This is a genomic window from Streptomyces sp. JJ36 (assembly GCF_021696945.1).
Lineage (GTDB): Bacteria > Actinomycetota > Actinomycetes > Streptomycetales > Streptomycetaceae > Streptomyces.
In genome coordinates, this window is record NZ_JACYHE010000049.1 from 23,152 (window position 1) to 43,066 (window position 19,915).

Below are 19,915 nucleotides of genomic sequence, written 5' to 3' on the forward strand. Positions count from 1 at the left end.
GCACCCGCCGGGCGACGGCTCTGTCCACAGGGTGTGGGCGGGCACACCCCCACTCCGGAACGGCCCGCAGGCGAACGCCGCAGTGCCACGCACGTGACACGAGCGGAGCGAGAAGACGAAAGCTCAGGCACAGCGCGGCAGCAGCCCGCCAGGGCAACCCCGTCACCGGCTACCGACCGCCCCGCCGACCGGCCCCGTCACAGGCGGGTGAACCCCGGCCCACCACGCCACCTGCGCCCGCAGCATGAACGCGCCCCAGCAAGGCACCCCTCCCCCCGTAGCCCGCCAAGCAGTGACCTCGGCCGACGACGTGCCGCAGGCGGCAGCCGTGCTCGCCCCCCCAGGCCGCGAGGCCGGCCGCGCCCCGCACCCGGCGCCCCACACCCCGCGCCCCGCACCCGGCACCCGGCACCCGGCACCCGGCACCCGGCACCCGGCACCCGGCACCCGCAGCGTCGCCCCCCGGCAGGGGACGGCGTGTCAGAAGGGGAAGGCGCTGCGCCGGTGCTGGATGGAGATCCACTTGGTGGTGGTGAACGCCTCCACCATCTGCTCGCCGTTGAGCCGGCCCAGCCCGGAGTGCTTCTCGCCGCCGAACGGGACGATCGGCTCGTCGGCGACCGTGGCGTCGTTGACGTGGATCATTCCGGTGTCGATCCGACGGGCGACGGCGATGCCCCGCTGGATGTCGCCGGTGTGCACGGCGCCGCCCAGGCCGTACGGGGTGTCGTTGGCGACGCGTACCGCCTCCTCCTCGCCGTCGACGGGGATGATCACCGCGACGGGCCCGAAGACCTCCTGCCGGAGCAGCGGGGCGTCGGCCGGCACGTCGGTGAGGACGGCGGGCGGGACGAGGTTCCCCTGCGTGGTCCCGCGGACGAGGGCGGTGGCACCCTGCTCCACGGCCTGGTCGACGAGCGCGGTGACGCTCTCCGCCTGGTTCGCGTTGATCAGCGGGCCGATGTGGGTGGTGGCGTCGTCCGGGTTGCCCACCTTGAGCGTCTGCACCTTGGCCACGAACTTCTCGGTGAAGGCGTCCGCGACCGAGCGGTCCACGACGATCCGGTTGGCGGCCATGCAGACCTGCCCCTGGTGGACGTAGCGGCTGAAGACCGCCGCGTCCACGGCGTAGTCGAGGTCGGCGTCGTCCAGGACGATCAGCGCGCTGTTCCCGCCGAGCTCCAGGATGGCCTTCTTGAAGTGCGAGGCGGCGACCGTCGCGACATGGCGGCCGACCTTGTCCGAGCCGGTGAAGGAGATGACCTTCGGCACCGGGTGCTCGATGAGCGCGTCGCCGATCTCGGCGATGTCGGTGATGACGACGTTGAGCAGCCCCGGTGGCAGCCCGGCCTCCTCCAGCACCCGGGCCACCAGTGCCCCGCCGCAGACCGGGGTGTTCTGGTGCGGCTTGAGGACGACCGCGTTCCCGAGGGCGAGAGCGGGCGCCACCGACTTGAGCGACAGCAGGAAGGGGAAGTTGAACGGCGAGATGACGCCGACCACGCCGACCGGCACCCGGTAGACGCGGTTCTCCTTGCCGTCGACCGGCGAGGGCAGGATGCGGCCCTCCGCCCGCAGGGCGAGCTGGATCGCCTCGCGCAGGAACTCCTTGGCGAGGTGCAGCTCGAAGGCGGCCTTGAGGCGGGTGCCGCCGAGCTCGGCGATGATCGCCTCGGTGATCTCCTGCTCCCGGTCCTCGATCACGCGCACGGCGCGCTCGAACACCACCCGGCGGCTGTACGGATTGGTCTCGGCCCAGGCGCGCTGGTGCCGTTCGGCCGCGCGGTAGGCCTGGTCGATCTCGTCCGTGGTCGCGACGGTGATGGACGCCAGCTTCTCCCCGTCGTAGGGGTTGAAGTCGATGATGTCCCAGGAGCCGTTCCCGGGGCGCCACTCACCGTCGATGTACTGAAGCGCCAGGTCGGTGAAGTAGGACATGCCAATCCTTCGGGGGGTGGAGGGAGGCCGCTGGTGCCCTCTGTCGGCATGTCATCGTACTTCTGTTTCAAGGAAGTTGGCGGATCTCGTGGAGGAGGTGACGCGTCCGCTCCGGGGAGTGGCTGAACTCCGTCAGGCGGTCCAGCACCCGGTCGTAGCGCTCCACCTCCTCCCGCTTGTCCAGGTAGAGCGCGCTGGTGAGTTGTTCCAGATAGACGATGTCGGAGAGGTCGGACTCGGGGAAGCGGAGCAGCGTGAAGGCGCCGCTCTCGGCCGCGTGCCCGCCTCGCTCGAAGGGCACCACCTGGAGCGTGACGTTCGGGCGCTCGGAGACCTCGGCGAGGTGCCCGAGCTGGGCGTCCATCACCCGGCGGCCGCCGAACGGGCGGCGCAGCGCTGCCTCGTCGAGGATGCAGACCAGGTGCGGCGCGTTCTCCGCCAGCAGCAGCTTCTGGCGCTCCATGCGCAGCGCCACGCGGCGTTCGACCTCCTCCTCGGGGAGCTGCCCCTTGTGGCCGCTGGTCACCACGGCGTGCGCGTACTCCTCGGTCTGCAACAGGCCGTGGATGAACTGCACCTCGTAGGTGTGGATGTGCGAGGCGGCGCCCTCCAGTCCGACGTACGTCTGGAACCACCCGGGCAGCACGTCGCTGAAGCTGTGCCACCAGCCGGCCTTGTTCGATTCCCGGGCCAGCCCGAGGAGCGGCGCCCGCTCGGCCTCGTCGGTGACGCCGTAGAGCGTGAGCAGGTCCTCGACATCACGCGCCTTGAAACTCACCCTGCCCAGCTCCATCCGGCTGATCTTGGATTCGGACGCCCGGATCGAATAACCGGCCGCCTCGCGCGTGACGCCCCGCGCCTCGCGCAGCCGCCGCAGTTGTGAGCCCAGCAGGATCCGGCGGACCATGGACCCGCTCGCTCCGTTTGTGGCATCGCTCACACCGCTTGCCGGTTTTGTGTTCATTTCGATTTACCCTCCACCCCTGCTCGAGGGGCAGTCTGCCATCTCCGGGCTCCGTTGCGTGCCCATGCGGTTACACACAATCGAAAGTCTCTCGTGCACGTGCATCTGCCCTTGCATCTGCTCCGGGCATTGGGAACCATGGGGATCGCACAAGTGCACGCGCTGTCAAGGAAGTTGAAGGCTCTACAAACCACGTGGGCAACGACAGCCCGGCAGGGCGGCACGGGGGACCGGATCCGGCCAGGATCGTCGCGACCGCGAACACCAGGAGTGGCTCGTCATGGGGACCGAAGGATCGACCGTGCTCGAGCCGTTATGGCGAAAAATTCCCGCCCAGGAGGCCGGGATGCTCTCCGGATCGGCGTCCTGTGCGCTGCCCGCGCGCTATGAAGCGGTCCGCAGCGCGCGCGAGTTCACCCGGCGCACGCTGCGCCGGTGGAGCCTGGTGCAGGAGTACGACACCGTGGCCCTGGTCGTCTCGGAGCTGGTGACCAACGCCCTGCGGCACGGACTCGCCCCCGGGGACGGCCTGGTGCCGGAGCCGCCGGTGCGGCTGCATCTGATGCGCTGGTCGGCCCGGCTGGTGTGCGCCGTGCGCGATCCCAGCGGCGAGCCGCCCCGGGCGAGCGGGGCGGAGATCGAGCCGGACCCGTTCGGCACGGACCGCGCGGATCCGGGCGGCCTGGAGGGCCTGAGCGGCGTGGACGGCGCCGGCGGCGCGCCACGCACCGTCGACGGCTGCGGCGCCTTCGCGGCGGCGGGCCCCGCGGGTACCGACGACGCCGGGAGCCCGGACAACCTGTACGACCTGGACGCCTTCCGCGGCTTCGACGTCTTCGACGGCTGCCCGGAGAGCACCGCGGAGTCCGGGCGCGGACTGCGGCTGGTCGACTCCTTCAGCGACTGCTGGGGCTGGCACCGGCTCACCGGTGCCCTGCCGGGAAAGGTGGTCTGGGCGCTCTTCCGCCTGGGCCCGGTGTGAGCCGTCCCGCGCGCGCGTGCCGACCGTACGGGGGCCGGCCGGGGCGCGGCGCGGGACACGCACCGGCCGGCGAGGGCCGTTCACGCGCCGGCCGTCCGACCTGCGCCGGACGTCTGACCTGTTTCGGACGCCTGCCCGGTACCGGACTCGGTCCTGCGCCGGACGTCAGTCGTGCACCAGGTGGTCGAACTCGCCGGCCTTGATGCCGAGCAGCATCGCCTCCACCTCGGCGGGGGTGTAGACGAGCGCGGGCCCGTCCGGGAAGCGCGAGTTCCGTACGGCCACCTCGCCGTCCGGGAGTTTGGCGAACTCCACGCAGGTGCCCTGCGAGTTGCTGTACCGGCTCTTCTGCCAGGCGACCCCGTGGAGGTCCTTGGCGGCCATGCCGTTGTACGCGTGCGGCACTGGAATCTCCCGGGGGGTGGCACCGATGGACGGACGTGCCCGTTCGGCGTGGGCACGCCTCAACTGCCCCGGATCATAACCCTGTTGACGTGCAGTTGCATGTGCGGATGCACGTGCATTGCGGCCTGTCGTGAGGCCATCACAGCCGGTCAGAGCCTTGTGCATATGCCTTCGGCACAAGCGGAGGAGCCGCTGTCGCTCTCAGTGCAGTGCGCATGCATGCGATGACCCACGGTCGAGGACGCACGCTTCGGCCGGTGCGCCTTCACCGGAGAACACCCGTGAGGGCCGCCGGAACGACCGCACACATCGGAAGAGACGTTCTCCCGCCGGTTCGTGCCTGACTCGGGACGTGAGGTATCTCTCCCCGGCCGCTCCTCCGGGCCCGTCGGCCGCACCGCACGGTCGCCCCGGTCACCCCGCCCCGGTCACCCGCCCGGCGGTACGCGGACCGCTTCCGGTGGTCCGGCCGGAGACCGCTCGGCACAGTGCTGTGACGTTTCCGCGCAGGCGGGGTAGTCGCGGGGTGACGGTCGAACACCCGAGCGCCTGGGAGGTGGCTGTGGTGACGGTGAGGGCGGCACGGACCCGACGCCCGCCGGGGCACCGCGGGCCCCGGCGCGCGACCCCGTGGCGGACCGCGGGCCGGCCCGGGCGGCGGCCGCCCGGTGGACGGGCCCGCCGGGTACGGCGCTGGGCCGCGGCCGCGGCCGCGGCGCTGCTGCTGACGGCGGGCGCCTGCGGAGGCGGCGACGAGGAGCAGGGCGGCCCCTCCGGCGAGGAGGAGACCACCGCCCGCTCCCCCTTCACCGGCCGGACGGCGCAGCAGCAGCCGGTGCTGGCGGTGAAGCTGGACAACGCCCGGGTGGCCCGTCCGCACACCGGGCTGGCCGCCGCCGACCTGGTCTATGTCGAGCAGGTGGAGGGCGGGCTGAGCCGGCTGATGGCCGTCTACTCCTCCCGGCTGCCGGACCGCGCGGGGCCGGTGCGCAGCGCCCGCGAGTCGGATCTGGAGTTGCTGCGCCAGTTCGGCGAGCCGGCCCTCGCCTACTCCGGCGTACGGTCCGCGCTCCGCGACGACCTGCGGTCGGCGCCACTGGTCCGGGTGCCGCCGGCCGAGGCGGGCGACGCCTATGTGCGCTCCGGTGCCGCCGCCCCGCACAACCTGTACGTCCGCCCGGAAGCCGCGCTGTCCGCCGCCCCCGGGGCGAGCGAGCCGCGGGACATCGGCTTCCGCTTCGGGCCGGCGCCGGACGGCGGCAGCCCGGAGGACCGGCGGACCGTCCGCTACCCGTCGGCCCGCTTCGCCTTCTCCTGGTCCGGGGAGGAGGACCGGTGGCTCGTCACCATGGACGGCTCGCCGGCCCGTACCACCGACGGCACCCGGCTGGGGGCGCCGACGGTGGTGGTGCAGGAGGTGACCATGCGGCCCTCGCGGTTCCGGGACACCACCGGCGCGGTGACGCCGTACATCGAGTCCGTCGGCTCCGGGGAGGCCACCGTGCTGCGGAACGGCCGGGCGTACGACGTCACCTGGGAGCGGCCCTCGGCCGCGGACGGAACCGTCTTCACCCGGCAGAACGGGGAACGGATGCCGTTCGCCCGGGGCCCGGTGTGGATCGTCTACGCCGAGCGGTGACCCGGCGGGTCCGCGCGCCCCGCGCCCGTGGGGGTCCAGGGACGGGCGGCCCGTGGACGGACGGTCCGCCGTTGACTTGAAGTTGACTTCAACTTCTACCGTCGTCCCCGTCGGCACCCGGCCGTCCCGGCCACCCGCCACCACCGAAGGGGGACCCCCGACCCATGAGCATGGAGATGACGGCGTGGAGCGCACTGCGGAACGTGCGCGGCGCCACCGACGACCAGCGGCCGTTCTCCCGGGCCACGCTCGGCCGGATCGTCCGCTTCGCCCGCCCGCACCACCGGCGCATCCTGCTCTTCCTGCTGCTCAGTACCGTGCTCGCGATGCTCGCCGTGGCCACGCCGCTGCTCGCCGGGCGGGTGGTGGACGCCATCGTGGGCGGCGCGGACGGCGGCACGGTGCTCACCCTGGCCGGGCTCATCGCCGCCATCGCGGTGGCCGAGGCCGCCACCGGCGTCGGCAACCGGTGGCTCTCCGCCCGCATCGGCGAGGGCCTGATCCTCGACCTGCGCCGGGCGGTCTACGACCACGTGCAGCGGATGCCCGTGGCCTTCTTCACCCGCACCCGCACCGGCGCCCTGGTCAGCCGCCTGAACAACGACGTCATCGGCGCCCAGCGGGCCTTCAGCGACACCCTCTCCGGTGTGGTGAGCAACCTGGTCACGCTGCTGCTCACGCTGGCCGTGATGCTCCGGCTCTCCTGGCAGATCACGCTGCTCTCCCTGGTGCTGCTGCCCGTCTTCGTCCTCCCGGCCCGCCGGATGGGCGCCCGGCTCGCCGTGCTGGAACGGGAACGGGCCACCCACAACGCGGCGATGAGCATCCAGATGACCGAGCGCTTCTCGGCGCCCGGCGCCACCCTGGTCAAGCTCTTCGGGCGGCCGCGGGAGGAGTCCGCGGAGTTCGCCGACCGGGCCCGCAGGGTCCGGGACATCGGCGTGCGCACCGCGATGGTGCAGCACTACTTCATCACCTCGCTCACCCTGGTCTCCGCGCTGGCGCTCGCGCTCGTCTACGGCCTCGGCGGCTGGTACGCGCTGCGCGGCTCCCTGGAGCCCGGCGCCGTGGTCGCGCTCGCCCTGCTGCTGACCCGGCTCTACGCGCCGCTGACCGCGCTGGCCGGTGCCCGCATGGAGGTGATGAGCGCACTGGTGAGCTTCCAGCGGGTGTTCGAGGTGCTGGACCTGGAGCCGCTGATCGCGGAGCGCCCGGACGCGACGGAGCTGCCCGCGGACGGCCCGGTGACGGTGGAGTTCGAGGACGTCCGCTTCTCCTACCCGACTGCGGAGAAGGTCTCGCTGGCCTCCCTGGAGGAGGTCGCCACCCTGGACGCCCGCGGCGGCGAGGAGGTGCTGCACGGCGTCTCGTTCCGCGCCGAGCCGGGGCGGATGGTGGCCCTGGTCGGCTCCTCCGGTGCCGGCAAGTCCACCATCGCCCAGCTCACCCCGCGCCTCTACGACCCGGACAGCGGGGTCGTGCGGGTGGGCGGCACCGACGTACGGGAGCTGACCGCCGCCTCGCTGCGCCGCACCGTCGGCATGGTCACCCAGGACGGGCACCTCTTCCATGACACCATCCGCGCCAACCTGCTGCTGCCGCGGCCGGAGGCCGGCGAGGAGGAGCTCTGGGAGGCGCTGCGCCGGGCCCGGCTCGACGGGCTGGTGGCCGCGCTGCCGGACGGCCTGGACACCGTGGTCGGCGAGCGGGGCTACCGGCTCTCCGGCGGCGAGCGGCAGCGGCTGACCATCGCGCGCCTGCTGCTGGCGGAGCCCCGGGTGGTGATCCTGGACGAGGCGACCGCGCATCTGGACTCCACCTCGGAGGCCGCCGTGCAGGAGGCGCTGGCCGAGGCGATGCAGGGGCGCACCTCGGTGGTGATCGCGCACCGGCTGTCCACGGTACGGGCCGCGGACCTGATCCTGGTGCTGGAGGAGGGCCGCGTCGTGGAGCGGGGCACACACGAGGAGCTGCTCGCCGCGGGCGGGCGGTACGCGGAGCTGTACCGCACCCAGTTCAGCGAGGAGCCGCGCGCGGCCGGGGCCCACGGGCGCCCCTCGCCCGGGCGGAGCACTCCGGCAGGCGCGGCCGCCGCAACGGCCGCAGGCTGATCAGGGGGCCGCCGGGTGGGCGGTCCCGCGCCCGCCCGTACCCGCGCCCGGAAGGACCCGATCCACCGTGACGTTCAGCCCCCACCAGCTCCGCCGGTGCACCGTGGCCGTCGACATGGGCACCGCCCGGACCCGCGTGCACGTCCGGGAGGCCGGGATCATCGTCGACGCGCCGTCGGTCGTCGCCGTCAACACCTACTCCGGCTCCCTGATCGCGGTCGGAGCGGCGGCCGAGCAGATGGAGGGGCGCACCCCGGACCACATCCGGGTGGTGCGCCCGGTGGCGGGCGGCACCGTGGTGGACGTCGAGATGGCCCAGCGGATGCTCCGCGCCATGGTGGGCGAGAAGGTGCGCCGGGCCTGGCGGCGCCGGCCGATGCTGCGGGCCGCGGTGTGCGTGCCGCACGACGCCGACCCGCTCGCGCGGCGTGCGGCCGTGGAGACGCTGGCGGGCGTGGGCGCCAAGCGGGTTGAGCTGGTGGACGCGCCGACGGCGGCGGGCGTCGGCTGCGGGCTGCCGGTGGAGCAGCCGGAGGCCACGATGATCCTGGTGTGCGGGGCGACCACCACCCAGGTCGCGGTGCTCTCGCTGGGGTCCGTCGTCTCGGCGACGACGGTGCCGATGGGCGGCGACACCATCCACACCGCCCTGGTGCAGCACCTGCGCAACGAGCACGAGGTGCTGCTGCTCAGCCAGTCCGTACGCCCGCTGCACGCCGCGCTGCACGCGGCGGCCGGGAAGTCGAAGGCTCCGACCGAGGTGCACGGGCGCGACGTGCTGACGGGGCTGGCCCGCACGGTCTGGATCGACCCGGACGAGGTCCGGGCCGCCGTGCACATCCCGGTGACCGGGCTGATCGACGCCATCCGGACGGTGCTGCACCGGTGCCCGCCCGACCTGGTGGCCGACCTCGCCGACCGCGGGATGATGCTGGCCGGGGGGAGCGCCGTGCTGCCCGGCCTGGACGTCCGGCTGCGCGAGGCCACGGGCATGGCGGTGCACATCGCGGAGGACCCCGCCGGCTGTGCCGTACGGGGCCTCGCCGCGCTGATGGACGGCACCGCCCGGCCGCTGACCGTACGGGACGACGGGCCCGGCGGGGGCCCCGACGGCGACCCCGCGAGCGGGCGCGACGGCCGGCGCGCCCGCCGGCGGACCGCCGGATCCCGCACCGGACGGACCACCGGGCGCGGTGCCGGGAAGGGTGCCGGGAAAGGTGCCGAGAAGGACGCCGCCTGAGGCGCGCCCCCGCCGCCGCGCACGGCCGGCGGGGGCGTGCCGGCGCCGTCAGCCGCCGGCCACGGGCTGCCCGCCGTCTCCGGTGACAGACCCGGTGGTGAGGCCCGCCATCGCGCCGGTGGTGAACACCGACGGCGGCGGATACGGCGGCACGCCGGGCTGCTGGCCCCGCATGACGGCGCTCATCGCACCGATGCCGTAGGCCACTTCCCTGCACACGCGGAGCATGCCGTACCAAGGTGCGCGCATGGGGATTCCTCCTGCTGCCGGCCGGGACGCACCCGGCTTGGGGGATTACCGCCGATGGTGCCTTCCATGGCCCTTGAACACCAGCGGAATCCGCCCGCCGGGCCGACGGATTCCAGCCGGTACGGCGGGTGCTGACACAGCGCCGTCCGGACCGGAAGCGGAATCCCCAGCCCACCGTGCCGATCGCCCGGGTGACCGCGCCGGCGGCGCTGTCGATGCGGGTTCCGGAACGCTGGTCCAGTATGGGTGGCGAGGGGCGGGGCCGGCGCGTTCGAGGGACGGACTCATGGCAGCAGGACCGGCCGGGCCGCCGCAGGCCGGACAGCCGCGGGACGACGTCCTCCTGGGGTTGCTGACCTGCCCGGACGCCGGCCGCCTGGTCCGCGCCGCCGCCGCTGCGGCCGCCACGCCGGACGCCGCCCGGGTCGCCGTGCTCTACCGGCTCGACGGGTACACGCTCCGGCTGGCCGCGTCGGTGGGCCTGCCGGAGCGCGACGTGGAGCGCTACGCGGCCCTCCCGCTGGACGTGGACCTGCCCGTGGCGCAGGCGGCCCGGGAGCGCCGGGCGGTCTATGCGACGGCCGGGGACTTCCCGCGCATACCCGGCCCGCAGGGCGGCTGCGTCTGGCGGGCCACCGAGGAGTTCGCCTGCCTGCCGCTCACGGTGGACGGCGAGCTGCTGGGCGTCCTGGCACTGCTCCAACCGGGCGACGCGTCGCTCTCCGCCGGCCGCCCCCGGCAGTTGCACCTGCTGGCCACCGCCTGCGCCCTCCGCTGGGCGCGACTGCTGGAACTCGGCGACCGCGCGCCGCTGGGGCCGGAGTCGGTCCGCGGGGAGGGGCCGGAGGAGCCCGGCGCCACGGAGGCCCCCGGGGAGGGCGGCGGCGCGGAGGAGGCGGCACCGCCCCGGCCGCTGGCCACCGGCCGGGGCCGGGCGGCCATGCTGGAGCTGGCGATGTCCAACGCCCACATCGGCTCGTTCGACTGGGACTTCGCCACCGGCCGCCTCGTCTGGGACGAGCGGCTGTGCGAGCTCTTCGGGATCACCCCGGACGCCTTCGACGGCCGCGTCGAGACCTTCTACCAGGCCGTGCACCCCGAGGACCGGGCGCTGGTGGACGCGGCGGTGCAGGAGAGCCTGCACACCGGGCGCTACCACGTCGTCTACCGGGTCGTGCGCCCCGACGGCGCGGTGCGCTGGATCGACGCGGAGAGCCGGGTGGTGTACGCGGACGACGGCACACCGCAGGGCATGATCGGGGTGGCGCAGGACCGCACCGAGGGGCTGGAGCGGGAGACGGCGCGGGAGGCCCGGCGCCGGTTCGTGCTGGACCTGACCCATGCGCTCACCGCGGCACTCACCCCGGACGACGTCGTCCGCGCCGTCATCGACACCGCGATGCCCGCGCTGGACGCGGCCGCGGCCGCGGTCTACCTCCGGGAGGAGGGTGGCGGAGCCCAGCTTCTCGCCGCCCACGGCTTCGACGCCGAGGGCCTGCGCCGGCTGCGGCTGACGGCTGCCGCCATCGACGGCACCCCGCTGCTGCACCGGCTGCACGCGGGCCATCCGCTCTTCTTCGAGAGCCCCGAGGAGTACATCGCCGCGATGCCGGCCGGCGCCCCGCCCCCCGCTCCGTACGAACAGGCGTGCTGCCTGCTGCCGCTGACCTCCACCGACGGCTTCGTCGGCACCTGCGTGCTGATCCACACCCGGCCGCACGTCTTCGCGCCGGAGGACCGCACGATCCTCACCGCCGCCGGCGGCATCCTCGGCCAGTCCCTGGCCCGCGCCCGGCTCTACGACACCCGGCGCAGTCACCTCACGGACCTCCAGCGGCTGATGCTGCCCCGGCGGGTGCCGGAGGTGCCGGGCCTGGAGATCGCGGTCCGCTACGTGCCCGGCTCGGAGGGGCTGGACGTCGGCGGCGACTGGTACGACGTGCTGCCGCGCCCGGACGGCCGGGTCGGCCTGGTGATCGGGGACGTGCAGGGGCACAGCGCGCAGGCCGCGGCGGTGATGGGCCAGTTGCGCACCGCCATGCGGACCTACGCCGCGGAGGGCCACGGGCCGGTGACGCTGATGCAGTGCGGCAACACGGCGCTGCGGGACCTGGACACCGACCTCTTCGCCACCTGCTGTGTCGCCGAGATCGACCCGTCCGACGGCCGCGCGCGGATCGTACGGGCCGGGCACCCGTACCCGCTGCTGCTGGAGCCGGACGGCCGGGCCCGGGAGCTGGAGGTGCCGGGCGGGATGCCGCTGGGGACCTTCCCGGAGGACGCCTATCCGGTGACCGCCGTGACGATGCGGCCGGGCTCCACCCTGCTCCTCTACACCGACGGTCTGGTGGAGCGGCGCGGCACCGACTACACCGCCGCGGTGACCGAGCTGACCGAGCGCTTCGCCGCCACCGCGGCGGCGCCGTGCGGCCTCGCCGAAGTGGCCGGGCACATCGCGGCCCCGGCCGCCTCGCCGGACCGCCACGACGACATCGCCCTGGTACTGGTCCGGCGCCCGGCGGCCGGGGCCTGACTGCGGGCCGCGCCCCCGCGCGCTACCTCAGGGAACCGCAGTCCGACGAGGCGTCCCGGCCCGCGAAGCGGTCCTCCAGCCAGCCGAAGACCCGCGGGAACGCGGCCACCGCGCCACCCACATGGGTGGGTCCCAGGTTGGCGGCGAACGTCACGTCCGCGGCGCCCGCGGCGCACCAGCCGGCGGCCATCCGGCGCCCGACGCCGTACGGGATCACGTCGTCCAGCAGGCTGTGGGTGACCAGGGTGGGCACCGCGGGTGCCCGGGTGCCGATCCGCTGCCCGGCCACGATCTCCCGGAAGGGCTCCTCATCGAGGTAGGCGGTCAGCGGCCGGCCGTCCTCGGTGAGGGTGCTGGTGCGTACGAACGGGTAGCGGAGGATGGCCTCCGCCGTGCAGGCCTCGGCGACGCCCTCCATCATCCGCTCGCCCTTGCCGTTGAGATAGGGCCGCAGGTCGACGTCGTACCCGGCGGCGAGCCCGGCCACGGCGTAGCCGAGGAAGGCGGCGTAGAGGGAGCCGTCCAGGTTCTCCGCGACCCGGGCCAGGTCCGCCGGGACCGCGCCGGCCGCGACGCCCCGCAGGTCCAGTTCGGGGGCGTACTCCGGGGCGAGTTCGGCGGCGGCCGCGGCGGCGCCGCCGCCCTGCGAGTAACCGGTGACGGCGACCGGGCCGTCGTCGGGGAGGCCGGCCTCGGGCAGGTTCTGGGCGGCGCGGACCGCGTCCAGCACCGCGTGGCCGGACACCTCGCGGTTGACGTAGGTGTGCAGCCCGGGCGTGCCGAGCCCCTCGTAGTCGGTGAGGGCGACGGCGTAGCCGCGGGCGAGCAGCCCCTTGACGAACAGGCCCTCGTACTCGGTGCCGTTGGCGAGCTGCCGGGAGGGGGCGCAGTGGTCGCCGAGTCCCTGGGTGCCGGCGGCGTAGCCGATGACCGGCCGCTCCTCGCCGGGACCGCGCCAGGCCCCCTTGGGCGTGATCACGGTGCCGGTGACGGCGATCGGTTCTCCGTGGCCGTCGGTGGAGCGGTACATCACCCGGTGGACGTGGGCGTCGACCTTGAGCGCCTTGAGCGGGTCGAGGTAGTAGACGGAGGGCTCGGAGCGGACGAGGTCGCCGTTGTGGGCGGGCAGGGTGGCGGGCGGTTCGTAGAAGGGCGGTCTCTCCTCGGCCTGGGCGGAGGACGCGCCCACGACCCCGAGCGTGGCGGCGGTCGTCAGGGCCAGCAATGCGGTGCCGGCCCTGCGGAGCAGGCGGGACTTCACGGGCGACTCCTGGCGTGATGGGGGGTGCCTGGTGGAGTTGCGGCTTCTTACCCTCGGTAACCTACTTGAGAGTAGGTTCAGTGTGAGGAGCCTCACCCGGCGTGTCAATACTCACGAGTAAGTTTCGTCGGCCGCCGGACCGCCCCGGTCCCCTTCCGGCCGGGCCGGAAGGGGACCGTTCCCCCTGGGAGCCGCCCTCAGGGAGAACGGCCGGCGCACACCGCCCGGTGCACGCCGACCGCGCGCGCCTGCCGATGGACCGTCGGTCAGACGCGCTGCCAGAGCGCCGGGGTGACGTCCGGCGTCCAGCCCGGCTGGGCCTGGTGCCCCTGGAGGCAGCGGTACGTGGCACCGCCGTAGGTGACCGTGTCACCCGCCTGGTAGACCGTCCCGGCCTGCCAGGTGCCACCCGGGTCGCCCGGGTCGCCCGGGTCGCCCGGGTCCTGGCCCTCGGTGACCAGCGTCAGCCCGTACGCCTGCAGCGCCTCGTTGACCGGCTGGTAGAAGGTGGTGCCGCCGGAGCTGCAGTTGCCGGAGCCGCCCGAGGTCACGCCCTGCGCCTGGTTGCCGGATATGTAGGAGCCGCCCGAGTCGCCCGGCTCGGCGCACACCGTGGTACGGGTGACGCCGGTGACGGTGCCCTGCGGGTAGCTGACGCTGGTGTTGTGCTGCTGGATGGTGCCGCAGTGCCACGCCTGCGTCGTCGAACCGGAACGGCACACCTGTGCTCCGGCCATCGCCTGCGTGGAGCCCTGGACGGCGCGGTCGCCACGGCCGTAGCCGTTCACCACCGGCCGCGGGGTCCAGCTGGAGTTGGTGGCCACGTAGGCGTAGTCGTTGCCGGGGAAGCTGGAACCCTGGAAGGTGCCCTGGGCCTGCCGGTTGTAGCCGGTGGTGGAGGCGCCGGTGTTCCCGCAGTGCCCGGCGGTGACGAAGCCGCCCTGACCGCTCCGGGTCGCCGGGAAGCCGATCGAGCAGCGGCCCCCGCTGCCGATGTAGTACGCGTCGCCGCCGCGCAGGTCCGCATACGGCCGCGGCCGCACGGAGGACCGCTGCACGCGCACCAGATCGCGGTCCACACCGGCCGCGGCCACGAACTCCCGCGCGGCCGGGGGACGGGCGCTCTGCAGCACCACGCGGTTGGTCCGCACGTCGACGAACCACACCGGGGTGTGCTCCGGTGCGTCCTGCCGGGCGACCCGGTCCAGGGCCGCCTTGGCGGCGTCCAGTTCGGCCAGGCTGTGCTCGACCACCCGGGCGCGGGCGCCCTCGGCGGTGATCTCGCCCACGCGGCCGGCGTCCGTGGTGGCCACCGTGAGGGTGTCCGCGGTCGCGCCGCGCAGCCAGCTCCCGGCGAAGTCGCGGTCCAGCCCGGCGCGGAGTGCGCCGGCGGTGGCGCCCGCACGCCGCTCGTTGACCAGCCGTTCCCGTGCCTGACCGGCCGTCAGGCCGAGGTCGCGCTGCATGGCCCGCAGCACGGCCGGTGCGACGTCGGTCGCGCCGGCCAGACTGAACGACGACGCTGACGACGCTGACGACGCCGAGGACGCAGCTGAGGACGCCGAGGGGGACGGCTCGGCCGCCGCCGTCCCGGGCAGCCAGGCGAGGCCGAGCGCGCCGACCGCCGCGACGGCGGCACCGGCGCGCATGACACGTCTGTGGAGCATGTCGGGTCTCCTTGGTTTCGGGGGTGCGCCGAAACGCTAGGACGGACGACCGGCCCCGCAGGAGCTGTCAGCCGGCCCCCTGCATCGCGTTATGGCGCCCGCGCCGCACCGCGGAGACCCCGCGCGCGCCTGCCCGCAGGGGCACGGGTGTGGGCGTGGCCGGGGGCTCTCCGGGCCCCGACGACTGGGCGGTCCCCGGGGCCCGGGTCCGGGCAGGTCCTGCCCGGGCGGAGCCCCGGCCCACGCGGGCCCCGCTAGGCGGGGCCGCCGGGGTGCGCGGGCCGGCCGGCCTCGGCGTCGACGTCGTACCAGTCGTCGGCGCCCTGGGCGTCCGGGCCCGCGTAGTAGGGCTCGACCTGACCGATGCCGCGGGCGCCCTTGGCGGGGCGGTAGAAGAGCGCGTGCCCGGCCAGCTCGACGGGGCTCCCGTCGGGCAGGGTGGTCTCGCTCGGCTGGACCCAGTAGACGTACTTCCCGGGCTGGATCCAGCTCCGGCGGGACACGCGTCCGCCGGCTCGTATGCGACGCAGCGCTTCGGAGTAGTCCATGCGCTTCACGGTAGTCGCACACCGCGGGGCCACTTGACGGATCGCGGAGCGTCCACTACGCGGCACGGCACCCCGGCGGGCGACGCCCGGACGTCGCGGGCGCCGTCCGTCACACCGGCGCGGGGGCGTCCACGAAGCCCGGGTGCCGGTCCAGCCAGGCGTGGTAGCTGGCGCTGCGGGCGGCGGCCTCGGCGTGCGCCGCGCGGGCGTGCGCCACCACCTCCGGGGCGTGGGCGGCCGCAGGCACATCCGGGTGCCAGCCGACGAGGTGCCGCCACTGCAGCGGCGCCCCGGCCAGGGCCCGGGTCACCAGCCCCGGAGTGGCCGGGAAGGTGGCCCGGCACAGGCCCACCGCCCGGCCGACCTGCACCAGATGGACGCAGGACGCGGTGTCCGTCTCGTACACCGATCGCGGGGTGAACCCGGCTCGCGCGCAGGCCGCCGCGAAACAGTCGCCGAAGCAGCCGTCGCCGGGCACGTCCGTCCACGACTCGTGCGCCAGCTCGGCGAGTCCGATCTCGGTACGGCCGGCCAGCGGATGGTCCTGGCAGAGCATGACGAAGACGGGGTCCACGCCCACGTCCCGCCAGGCCAGCCGGTCGCCGGCCGGCGGTGGGCTCTCCCCGCAGGCGCCGACCAGGGCGAAGTCCAGGCGTCCGTCGGCGACCGAGCCCGCCAGCTCCCGCTCGGACCAGGAGGTGCGGGTGGTCACCCGGGCCGCGGGGTGGGCGCCGGCCAGCCGGTCGACCAGGCCGCCGAGCAACGGCCCGTGGGTTCCGCCCAGCCGGAAGCGCGGGACGCGGGCGGCACCCTGCCGGGAGTGGGTGGCGAACCGTACGGCCTCCTCCTGGAGCTCCCGCACGCTCGGCAGCAGGACGCCCGCCCGGGCCACCACCAGTTCGCCGAGCGCGGTGGGCCGTACACCGTGCCGGCTCCGTTCGAACAACTGCCCGCCCAACGCCCGTTCGATCCGCTTGAGCTGGGCGCTCAGGGCGGGCTGGGCGAGCCCGAGCGCCGTCGCCGCCGCGGTGAGGCTGCCCGCCTCGGCGATCGCCCGGATCGTCTTCAGGTGCCGCAGCTCCAGGTCCATACCATTCAGCTTGGAGCGACGGGACCGCCCCGGCAAGACGCGTGCAGCGACGAGCCGTTACGCCCGCACGGGGCCGGTGCGGTGCCGGTGCGGGCCGGAGGACCTCGGCGGTGCGGGTTGGTGCGGGCCGGGACCTCAGCCCCCCGCGCCGGTCCCGTCGCCGGGGTGGCCGTCCGGGGCGGACGGTGCGGCGCCGACCGGCTGGGCGTTCGCCACGGCCGGCTCGGCGTCCCGGGCGGCCGCCTCCGCCGCGCGCTCCGCGGCGCGGAGGCGCAGGTGCTCCCGGACCGAGTAGCCGACGGCAGCGGCCCAGACCAGGCAGAGCAGCGTGTAGACGGCCCAGTGGTCCGCGCCGGGCAGCCCCAGCCAGTCGCCGTGCAGCAGCGTACGGACGTTGGTGAGCACGATGACGCCGCCCACGGCCGAGCCCAGCACCCGCGGCGGGACGTGGCGCACCAGCCAGGCCGCGAGCGGCGCGGCCACGACACCGCCGGCCAGCAGCGCCCCGACCCACGCGAAGTCGACACCCGAGGAGCCCAGGGCGACCAGGAAGCCGAGACTGGCGGCGACGGAGATGAGGAACTCGCTGGTGTCGACGGACCCGATCACCTTCCGCGGCTCCATCCGGCCGCTGGCCAGGATGGCCGGGGTGCCGACCGGGCCCCAGCCGCCGCCTCCGGTGGCGTCGATGAAGCCGGCGAACAGGCCCAGGGGCGAGAGGAAGCGCTTGCGCAGCGGCTTGCCGAGGTTGCCGGTGGGGAGCCCGGAGACGGTGAAGCGGGCGAGCACATAGAGGCCGAGGGCGAGCAGGATCAGCGACATCAGCGGCTCGGCCGCCTCGGTGGAGAGCGCGGAGAGGAAGGTCGCGCCGACGAAGGCGCCGACCGCGCCCGGCACGCCGATCCTGGCGACCACCCGCCAGTCGACGTTCCCGAAGCGCCAGTGGGCGGTGCCGGATGCCAGCGTCGTGCCGATCTGGGCCAGGTGCACCGTGGCCGAGGCGGCCGCGGGGTTGGTGCCGGCGGCCAGCAGGAGCGTCGTCGAGGTGACGCCGTAGGCCATGCCGAGACTGCCGTCGACCAACTGCGCTCCGAGGCCGGCCAGTGCCAGCAGGATCAGCGTTCGCATCCGCGCTCCCAGGGTTCGCCCGTCGTGCTCCGCGTCCGTCCAGCTTCCCTAGCTTTCCTACCAGTCAGGCAGGAAAACATGGGAACAGCGTCCCGCAGGCCGCTCGGGCCGTCAACATCTACTCGCCATCCGGACCTCTGTCCGCATGGCGAGACGGAGACCGTGCCGGGGGGCGGGCGACGCGGTGGCCGGGGCACCGCCGGGCCCCGCACCCCGGAACGGCGGGTGCGGCGACCCCGGGACGGCTCAGTCCGGGTCAGCCGGGTCCGGCGGTGCACGCCGGGGCCCGCACCGGTCAGAGGGCGGCGCGGCACGCCTCGTGACCGGCTCCGCCCGGCCGCCTCAGCCGGGGGGACGGAGCCGGCACAGGCGCGGTGCCCGGCGCTGCACGCGCCCGCGACCGGGCCGCGGCGCAGGGCGGCACGGGTGCGTCGGGCTCAGGTCCGGCGCGGGGCGGTCAGGTCCGGCGCGGGGCGGTCAGGTCCGGCGCGGGGGCGGGGGCGGCTCGGCCGGCAGAACGCAGGCTCAGGGGTTGGTCCAGGCGGCCGGGTCCTCGGCCAGGGTGTGTACGACCGGGGGCAGCCGGTCGGCGGCGACGTCGGCGAGGGTCACCTCGCCCAGGATCCTGCGGACGTTCGCCCGGACGGCGATCCAGAGCGGCAGCAGCGCCTCGGCGGGGCCGCTGTAGGAGAGCTCGGGCGGCCGGGAGCCGCGCACCGAGACCAGCGGCCCCTCCACCACGCGGATCACGTCGGCGATGGTGATCGTGTCGGCGGGGGCGGCCAGCCGGTATCCGCCGTTGCCGCCGCGCTGGCTGCTGACCAGGCCGCCGCGCCGCATGTCCCCGAGGATGCCCTCCAGGAACTTGTGCGGGATGCCCTGGGCCGCCGCGAGGGTCTCGGCCTTTATCGGCCCGGTGTCGCCCGCCGCCGCCAGCTCCAGCGCGGCCCGCACCGCGTAGTCCGCCTTCGCCGAGATCCGCATGTCTCCATTATCCGGCACCCCGCCGGCCCCGGGGCGCACGGGCGGCACGGGGAGACCGGACCGTGATCCGGCCCGCACGGCAGCACGCGCCCGTACGGTCGGCGGTGACGGCCCGGCAGGTCCACCGGGGCGGCCCCGGGCGTACGGGACCAGCACCCGGACTTCGGCTCCCGGACACCGCGGCCCGCGCGGCACGACTCCCGGACGCGCCGCGGCCCGCGCCCGGCACAGAGCCGGCCGCGGGCCGCCGGGGGCCGCCGGGGGCACTGCGCGGGTCAGCCGCGCAGCACGCGCCCCTGCTTGTCGGTGCGCTCGTTGCTCACCAGGAAGATGATGCCGTCGATGAGCGCCCAGAGGCCGAGGCCGCCGCAGGTGAGGAGCTGGGCGACGGCCATGCCGGTGTGACCGGTGTAGAACCGGCCGATGCCCAGACCGCCGAGGAAGAGCTGCAGCACGCCGGCCACGATCTTCGACTTCTCGGAGTAGGGCTGACCGTTGGGGGCGACGCCGTACGGGGCGTCCGGGTTGGGCGGAGTGGCGGGCTGGGACACGGAGTTGCTCCTGCATCGGTCGTGCTGTTCGGGGACGGATGCCGCGCCCGCACGAGCCGTGCCGGGGCACGGAGACTGGTGTCAGGTCTGCGACAACGCTGAATCTGACTCATCGGTGGCCGGATTGGTTGCAGGAACGATCGATCGAGATCAACCCGTAGCCGCCCCGTGTCCGGTCTTCCGGGCCAATCGGCCCCGACCGGGCCTAACCGAGCACGTTCCGCGCCACGGTCCAGGTCACCGCCACGCACAGGATCGCCGCAGTGCCCCGTCGGCGCCACTCCGGCCGGTAGCGGCGGCCGCGCAGCCCCTCGCGCACCCGGCGCCACCACAGGTATCCGGCCAGCGGGGTCCCCAGGAGCAGCAGCGCCGCGTTGTCGTGGAAGGCGGCGGAGACGTCGAGGTGCAGCAGGTCGTACGCCATCCGCGTGCCGCCGCAGGCCGGGCAGAGCAGCCCGGTGGCCCAGTTGAAGGGGCAGCGCGGCAGCAGGTGGCCGCCCTCGTGGGGGTTGTGGTCGTAGAGGTAGACCGCGCCGGCCAGCCCGCCGGCGAGCAGGCCCGCGGGCAGCGCGAGCGGGTGCGCGGCGGCCCGGGCGAGCACGCCGCGCACCCCCGCGGGCGGCCC

The 19,915-nt window shown here is 74.7% G+C and carries 17 protein-coding genes; 5 read left to right on the forward strand and 12 right to left on the reverse strand.

Features of this window, described 5'->3' with window-relative positions; all coding sequences use genetic code 11:
• Positions 1 to 480: 480 nt before the first annotated feature.
• Both HOY81_RS18265 and HOY81_RS18270 read right to left on the reverse strand, forming a co-directional pair.
• Positions 481 to 1,938, reverse strand: coding sequence for an aldehyde dehydrogenase family protein (locus HOY81_RS18265; protein WP_237321517.1), 1,458 nt, complete (start codon positions 1,936 to 1,938; stop codon positions 481 to 483).
• Between the two features lie 67 nt (positions 1,939 to 2,005).
• Positions 2,006 to 2,845, reverse strand: coding sequence for a helix-turn-helix transcriptional regulator (locus tag HOY81_RS18270; protein ID WP_237321518.1), 840 nt, complete (start codon positions 2,843 to 2,845; stop codon positions 2,006 to 2,008).
• 337 nt (positions 2,846 to 3,182) lie between these two features.
• On the opposite strand from HOY81_RS18270, the gene HOY81_RS18275 reads away from it, so the two are divergent.
• Positions 3,183 to 3,884 (forward strand): ATP-binding protein, encoded by a 702-nt coding sequence (locus tag HOY81_RS18275; protein WP_237321519.1) that lies wholly within the window; start codon positions 3,183 to 3,185, stop codon positions 3,882 to 3,884.
• Positions 3,885 to 4,049: 165 nt separating this feature from the next.
• Here HOY81_RS18275 and HOY81_RS18280 read toward each other — a convergent pair whose 3' ends face one another.
• A complete protein-coding gene (locus tag HOY81_RS18280; RefSeq protein ID WP_237321520.1) occupies positions 4,050 to 4,289 on the reverse strand; it encodes a DUF397 domain-containing protein in 240 nt (79 codons plus the stop codon).
• Positions 4,290 to 4,851: 562 nt separating this feature from the next.
• Between HOY81_RS18280 and HOY81_RS18285 the strand changes: the two genes are divergently transcribed.
• The 3 genes from HOY81_RS18285 to HOY81_RS18295 all read left to right on the forward strand — a co-directional run bounded on the left by HOY81_RS18285 (position 4,852) and on the right by HOY81_RS18295 (position 9,279).
• Positions 4,852 to 5,928, forward strand: coding sequence for a DUF3048 domain-containing protein (locus HOY81_RS18285; protein WP_237321521.1), 1,077 nt, complete (start codon positions 4,852 to 4,854; stop codon positions 5,926 to 5,928).
• Positions 5,929 to 6,092: 164 nt separating this feature from the next.
• On the forward strand, positions 6,093 to 8,039 hold the full coding sequence (locus HOY81_RS18290; RefSeq protein ID WP_237321522.1) for an ABC transporter ATP-binding protein: 1,947 nt from the start codon (positions 6,093 to 6,095) through the stop codon (positions 8,037 to 8,039).
• A gap of 67 nt (positions 8,040 to 8,106) precedes the next feature.
• Positions 8,107 to 9,279, forward strand: a complete 1,173-nt coding sequence (locus HOY81_RS18295) for a rod shape-determining protein (RefSeq protein WP_237321523.1) — start codon at positions 8,107 to 8,109, stop codon at positions 9,277 to 9,279.
• A gap of 48 nt (positions 9,280 to 9,327) precedes the next feature.
• On the opposite strand, the gene HOY81_RS18300 is transcribed toward HOY81_RS18295, so the two are convergent.
• A complete protein-coding gene (locus HOY81_RS18300) occupies positions 9,328 to 9,528 on the reverse strand; it encodes a hypothetical protein (protein WP_237321524.1) in 201 nt (66 codons plus the stop codon).
• 286 nt (positions 9,529 to 9,814) lie between these two features.
• On the opposite strand from HOY81_RS18300, the gene HOY81_RS18305 reads away from it, so the two are divergent.
• Positions 9,815 to 12,061 carry a SpoIIE family protein phosphatase gene (locus HOY81_RS18305; protein WP_237321525.1) on the forward strand — a complete coding sequence of 749 codons (2,247 nt, stop codon included), beginning with the start codon at positions 9,815 to 9,817 and terminating at the stop codon, positions 12,059 to 12,061.
• Positions 12,062 to 12,083: 22 nt separating this feature from the next.
• Here HOY81_RS18305 and HOY81_RS18310 read toward each other — a convergent pair whose 3' ends face one another.
• The 8 genes from HOY81_RS18310 to HOY81_RS18345 form a co-directional block, all read right to left on the reverse strand.
• Complete coding sequence (locus HOY81_RS18310) at positions 12,084 to 13,322, reverse strand: lipase family protein (protein ID WP_237321526.1); 1,239 nt, start codon at positions 13,320 to 13,322, stop codon at positions 12,084 to 12,086.
• A 266-nt stretch (positions 13,323 to 13,588) separates the two neighbouring features.
• A complete protein-coding gene (locus HOY81_RS18315) occupies positions 13,589 to 14,989 on the reverse strand; it encodes an alpha-lytic protease prodomain-containing protein (protein ID WP_237321527.1) in 1,401 nt (466 codons plus the stop codon).
• Between the two features lie 254 nt (positions 14,990 to 15,243).
• The gene (locus HOY81_RS18320; protein ID WP_237321528.1) at positions 15,244 to 15,537 is read right to left on the reverse strand and encodes a hypothetical protein; all 294 of its coding nucleotides are present in this window, start codon (positions 15,535 to 15,537) and stop codon (positions 15,244 to 15,246) included.
• 109 nt (positions 15,538 to 15,646) lie between these two features.
• Positions 15,647 to 16,627, reverse strand: a complete 981-nt coding sequence (locus HOY81_RS18325; RefSeq protein WP_237321529.1) for a LysR family transcriptional regulator — start codon at positions 16,625 to 16,627, stop codon at positions 15,647 to 15,649.
• Positions 16,628 to 16,762: 135 nt separating this feature from the next.
• Positions 16,763 to 17,755 (reverse strand): sulfite exporter TauE/SafE family protein, encoded by a 993-nt coding sequence (locus HOY81_RS18330; protein WP_237321530.1) that lies wholly within the window; start codon positions 17,753 to 17,755, stop codon positions 16,763 to 16,765.
• A 525-nt stretch (positions 17,756 to 18,280) separates the two neighbouring features.
• Complete coding sequence (locus HOY81_RS18335) at positions 18,281 to 18,739, reverse strand: Rrf2 family transcriptional regulator (RefSeq protein WP_237321531.1); 459 nt, start codon at positions 18,737 to 18,739, stop codon at positions 18,281 to 18,283.
• Between the two features lie 275 nt (positions 18,740 to 19,014).
• Entirely contained in the window at positions 19,015 to 19,290 is a 276-nt protein-coding gene (locus HOY81_RS18340; RefSeq protein ID WP_237321532.1) for a TM2 domain-containing protein, read from the reverse strand.
• A 205-nt stretch (positions 19,291 to 19,495) separates the two neighbouring features.
• Positions 19,496 to 19,891, reverse strand: a complete 396-nt coding sequence (locus HOY81_RS18345; RefSeq protein ID WP_237321535.1) for a DUF2752 domain-containing protein — start codon at positions 19,889 to 19,891, stop codon at positions 19,496 to 19,498.
• Positions 19,892 to 19,915 lie beyond the last annotated feature (24 nt).

Coding starts and splice junctions, on each gene's coding strand:
- HOY81_RS18265 (WP_237321517.1), bottom strand. CDS start 1,938: ATGTCCTACTTCACCGACCTGGCGCTTCAGTACATCGACGGTGAGTGG.
- HOY81_RS18270 (WP_237321518.1), bottom strand. CDS start 2,845: ATGGTCCGCCGGATCCTGCTGGGCTCACAACTGCGGCGGCTGCGCGAG.
- HOY81_RS18275 (WP_237321519.1), top strand. CDS start 3,183: ATGGGGACCGAAGGATCGACCGTGCTCGAGCCGTTATGGCGAAAAATT.
- HOY81_RS18290 (WP_237321522.1), top strand. CDS start 6,093: ATGAGCATGGAGATGACGGCGTGGAGCGCACTGCGGAACGTGCGCGGC.
- HOY81_RS18300 (WP_237321524.1), bottom strand. CDS start 9,528: ATGCGCGCACCTTGGTACGGCATGCTCCGCGTGTGCAGGGAAGTGGCC.
- HOY81_RS18305 (WP_237321525.1), top strand. CDS start 9,815: ATGGCAGCAGGACCGGCCGGGCCGCCGCAGGCCGGACAGCCGCGGGAC.
- HOY81_RS18315 (WP_237321527.1), bottom strand. CDS start 14,989: ATGCTCCACAGACGTGTCATGCGCGCCGGTGCCGCCGTCGCGGCGGTC.
- HOY81_RS18320 (WP_237321528.1), bottom strand. CDS start 15,537: ATGGACTACTCCGAAGCGCTGCGTCGCATACGAGCCGGCGGACGCGTG.
- HOY81_RS18325 (WP_237321529.1), bottom strand. CDS start 16,627: ATGGACCTGGAGCTGCGGCACCTGAAGACGATCCGGGCGATCGCCGAG.
- HOY81_RS18330 (WP_237321530.1), bottom strand. CDS start 17,755: ATGCGAACGCTGATCCTGCTGGCACTGGCCGGCCTCGGAGCGCAGTTG.
- HOY81_RS18335 (WP_237321531.1), bottom strand. CDS start 18,739: ATGCGGATCTCGGCGAAGGCGGACTACGCGGTGCGGGCCGCGCTGGAG.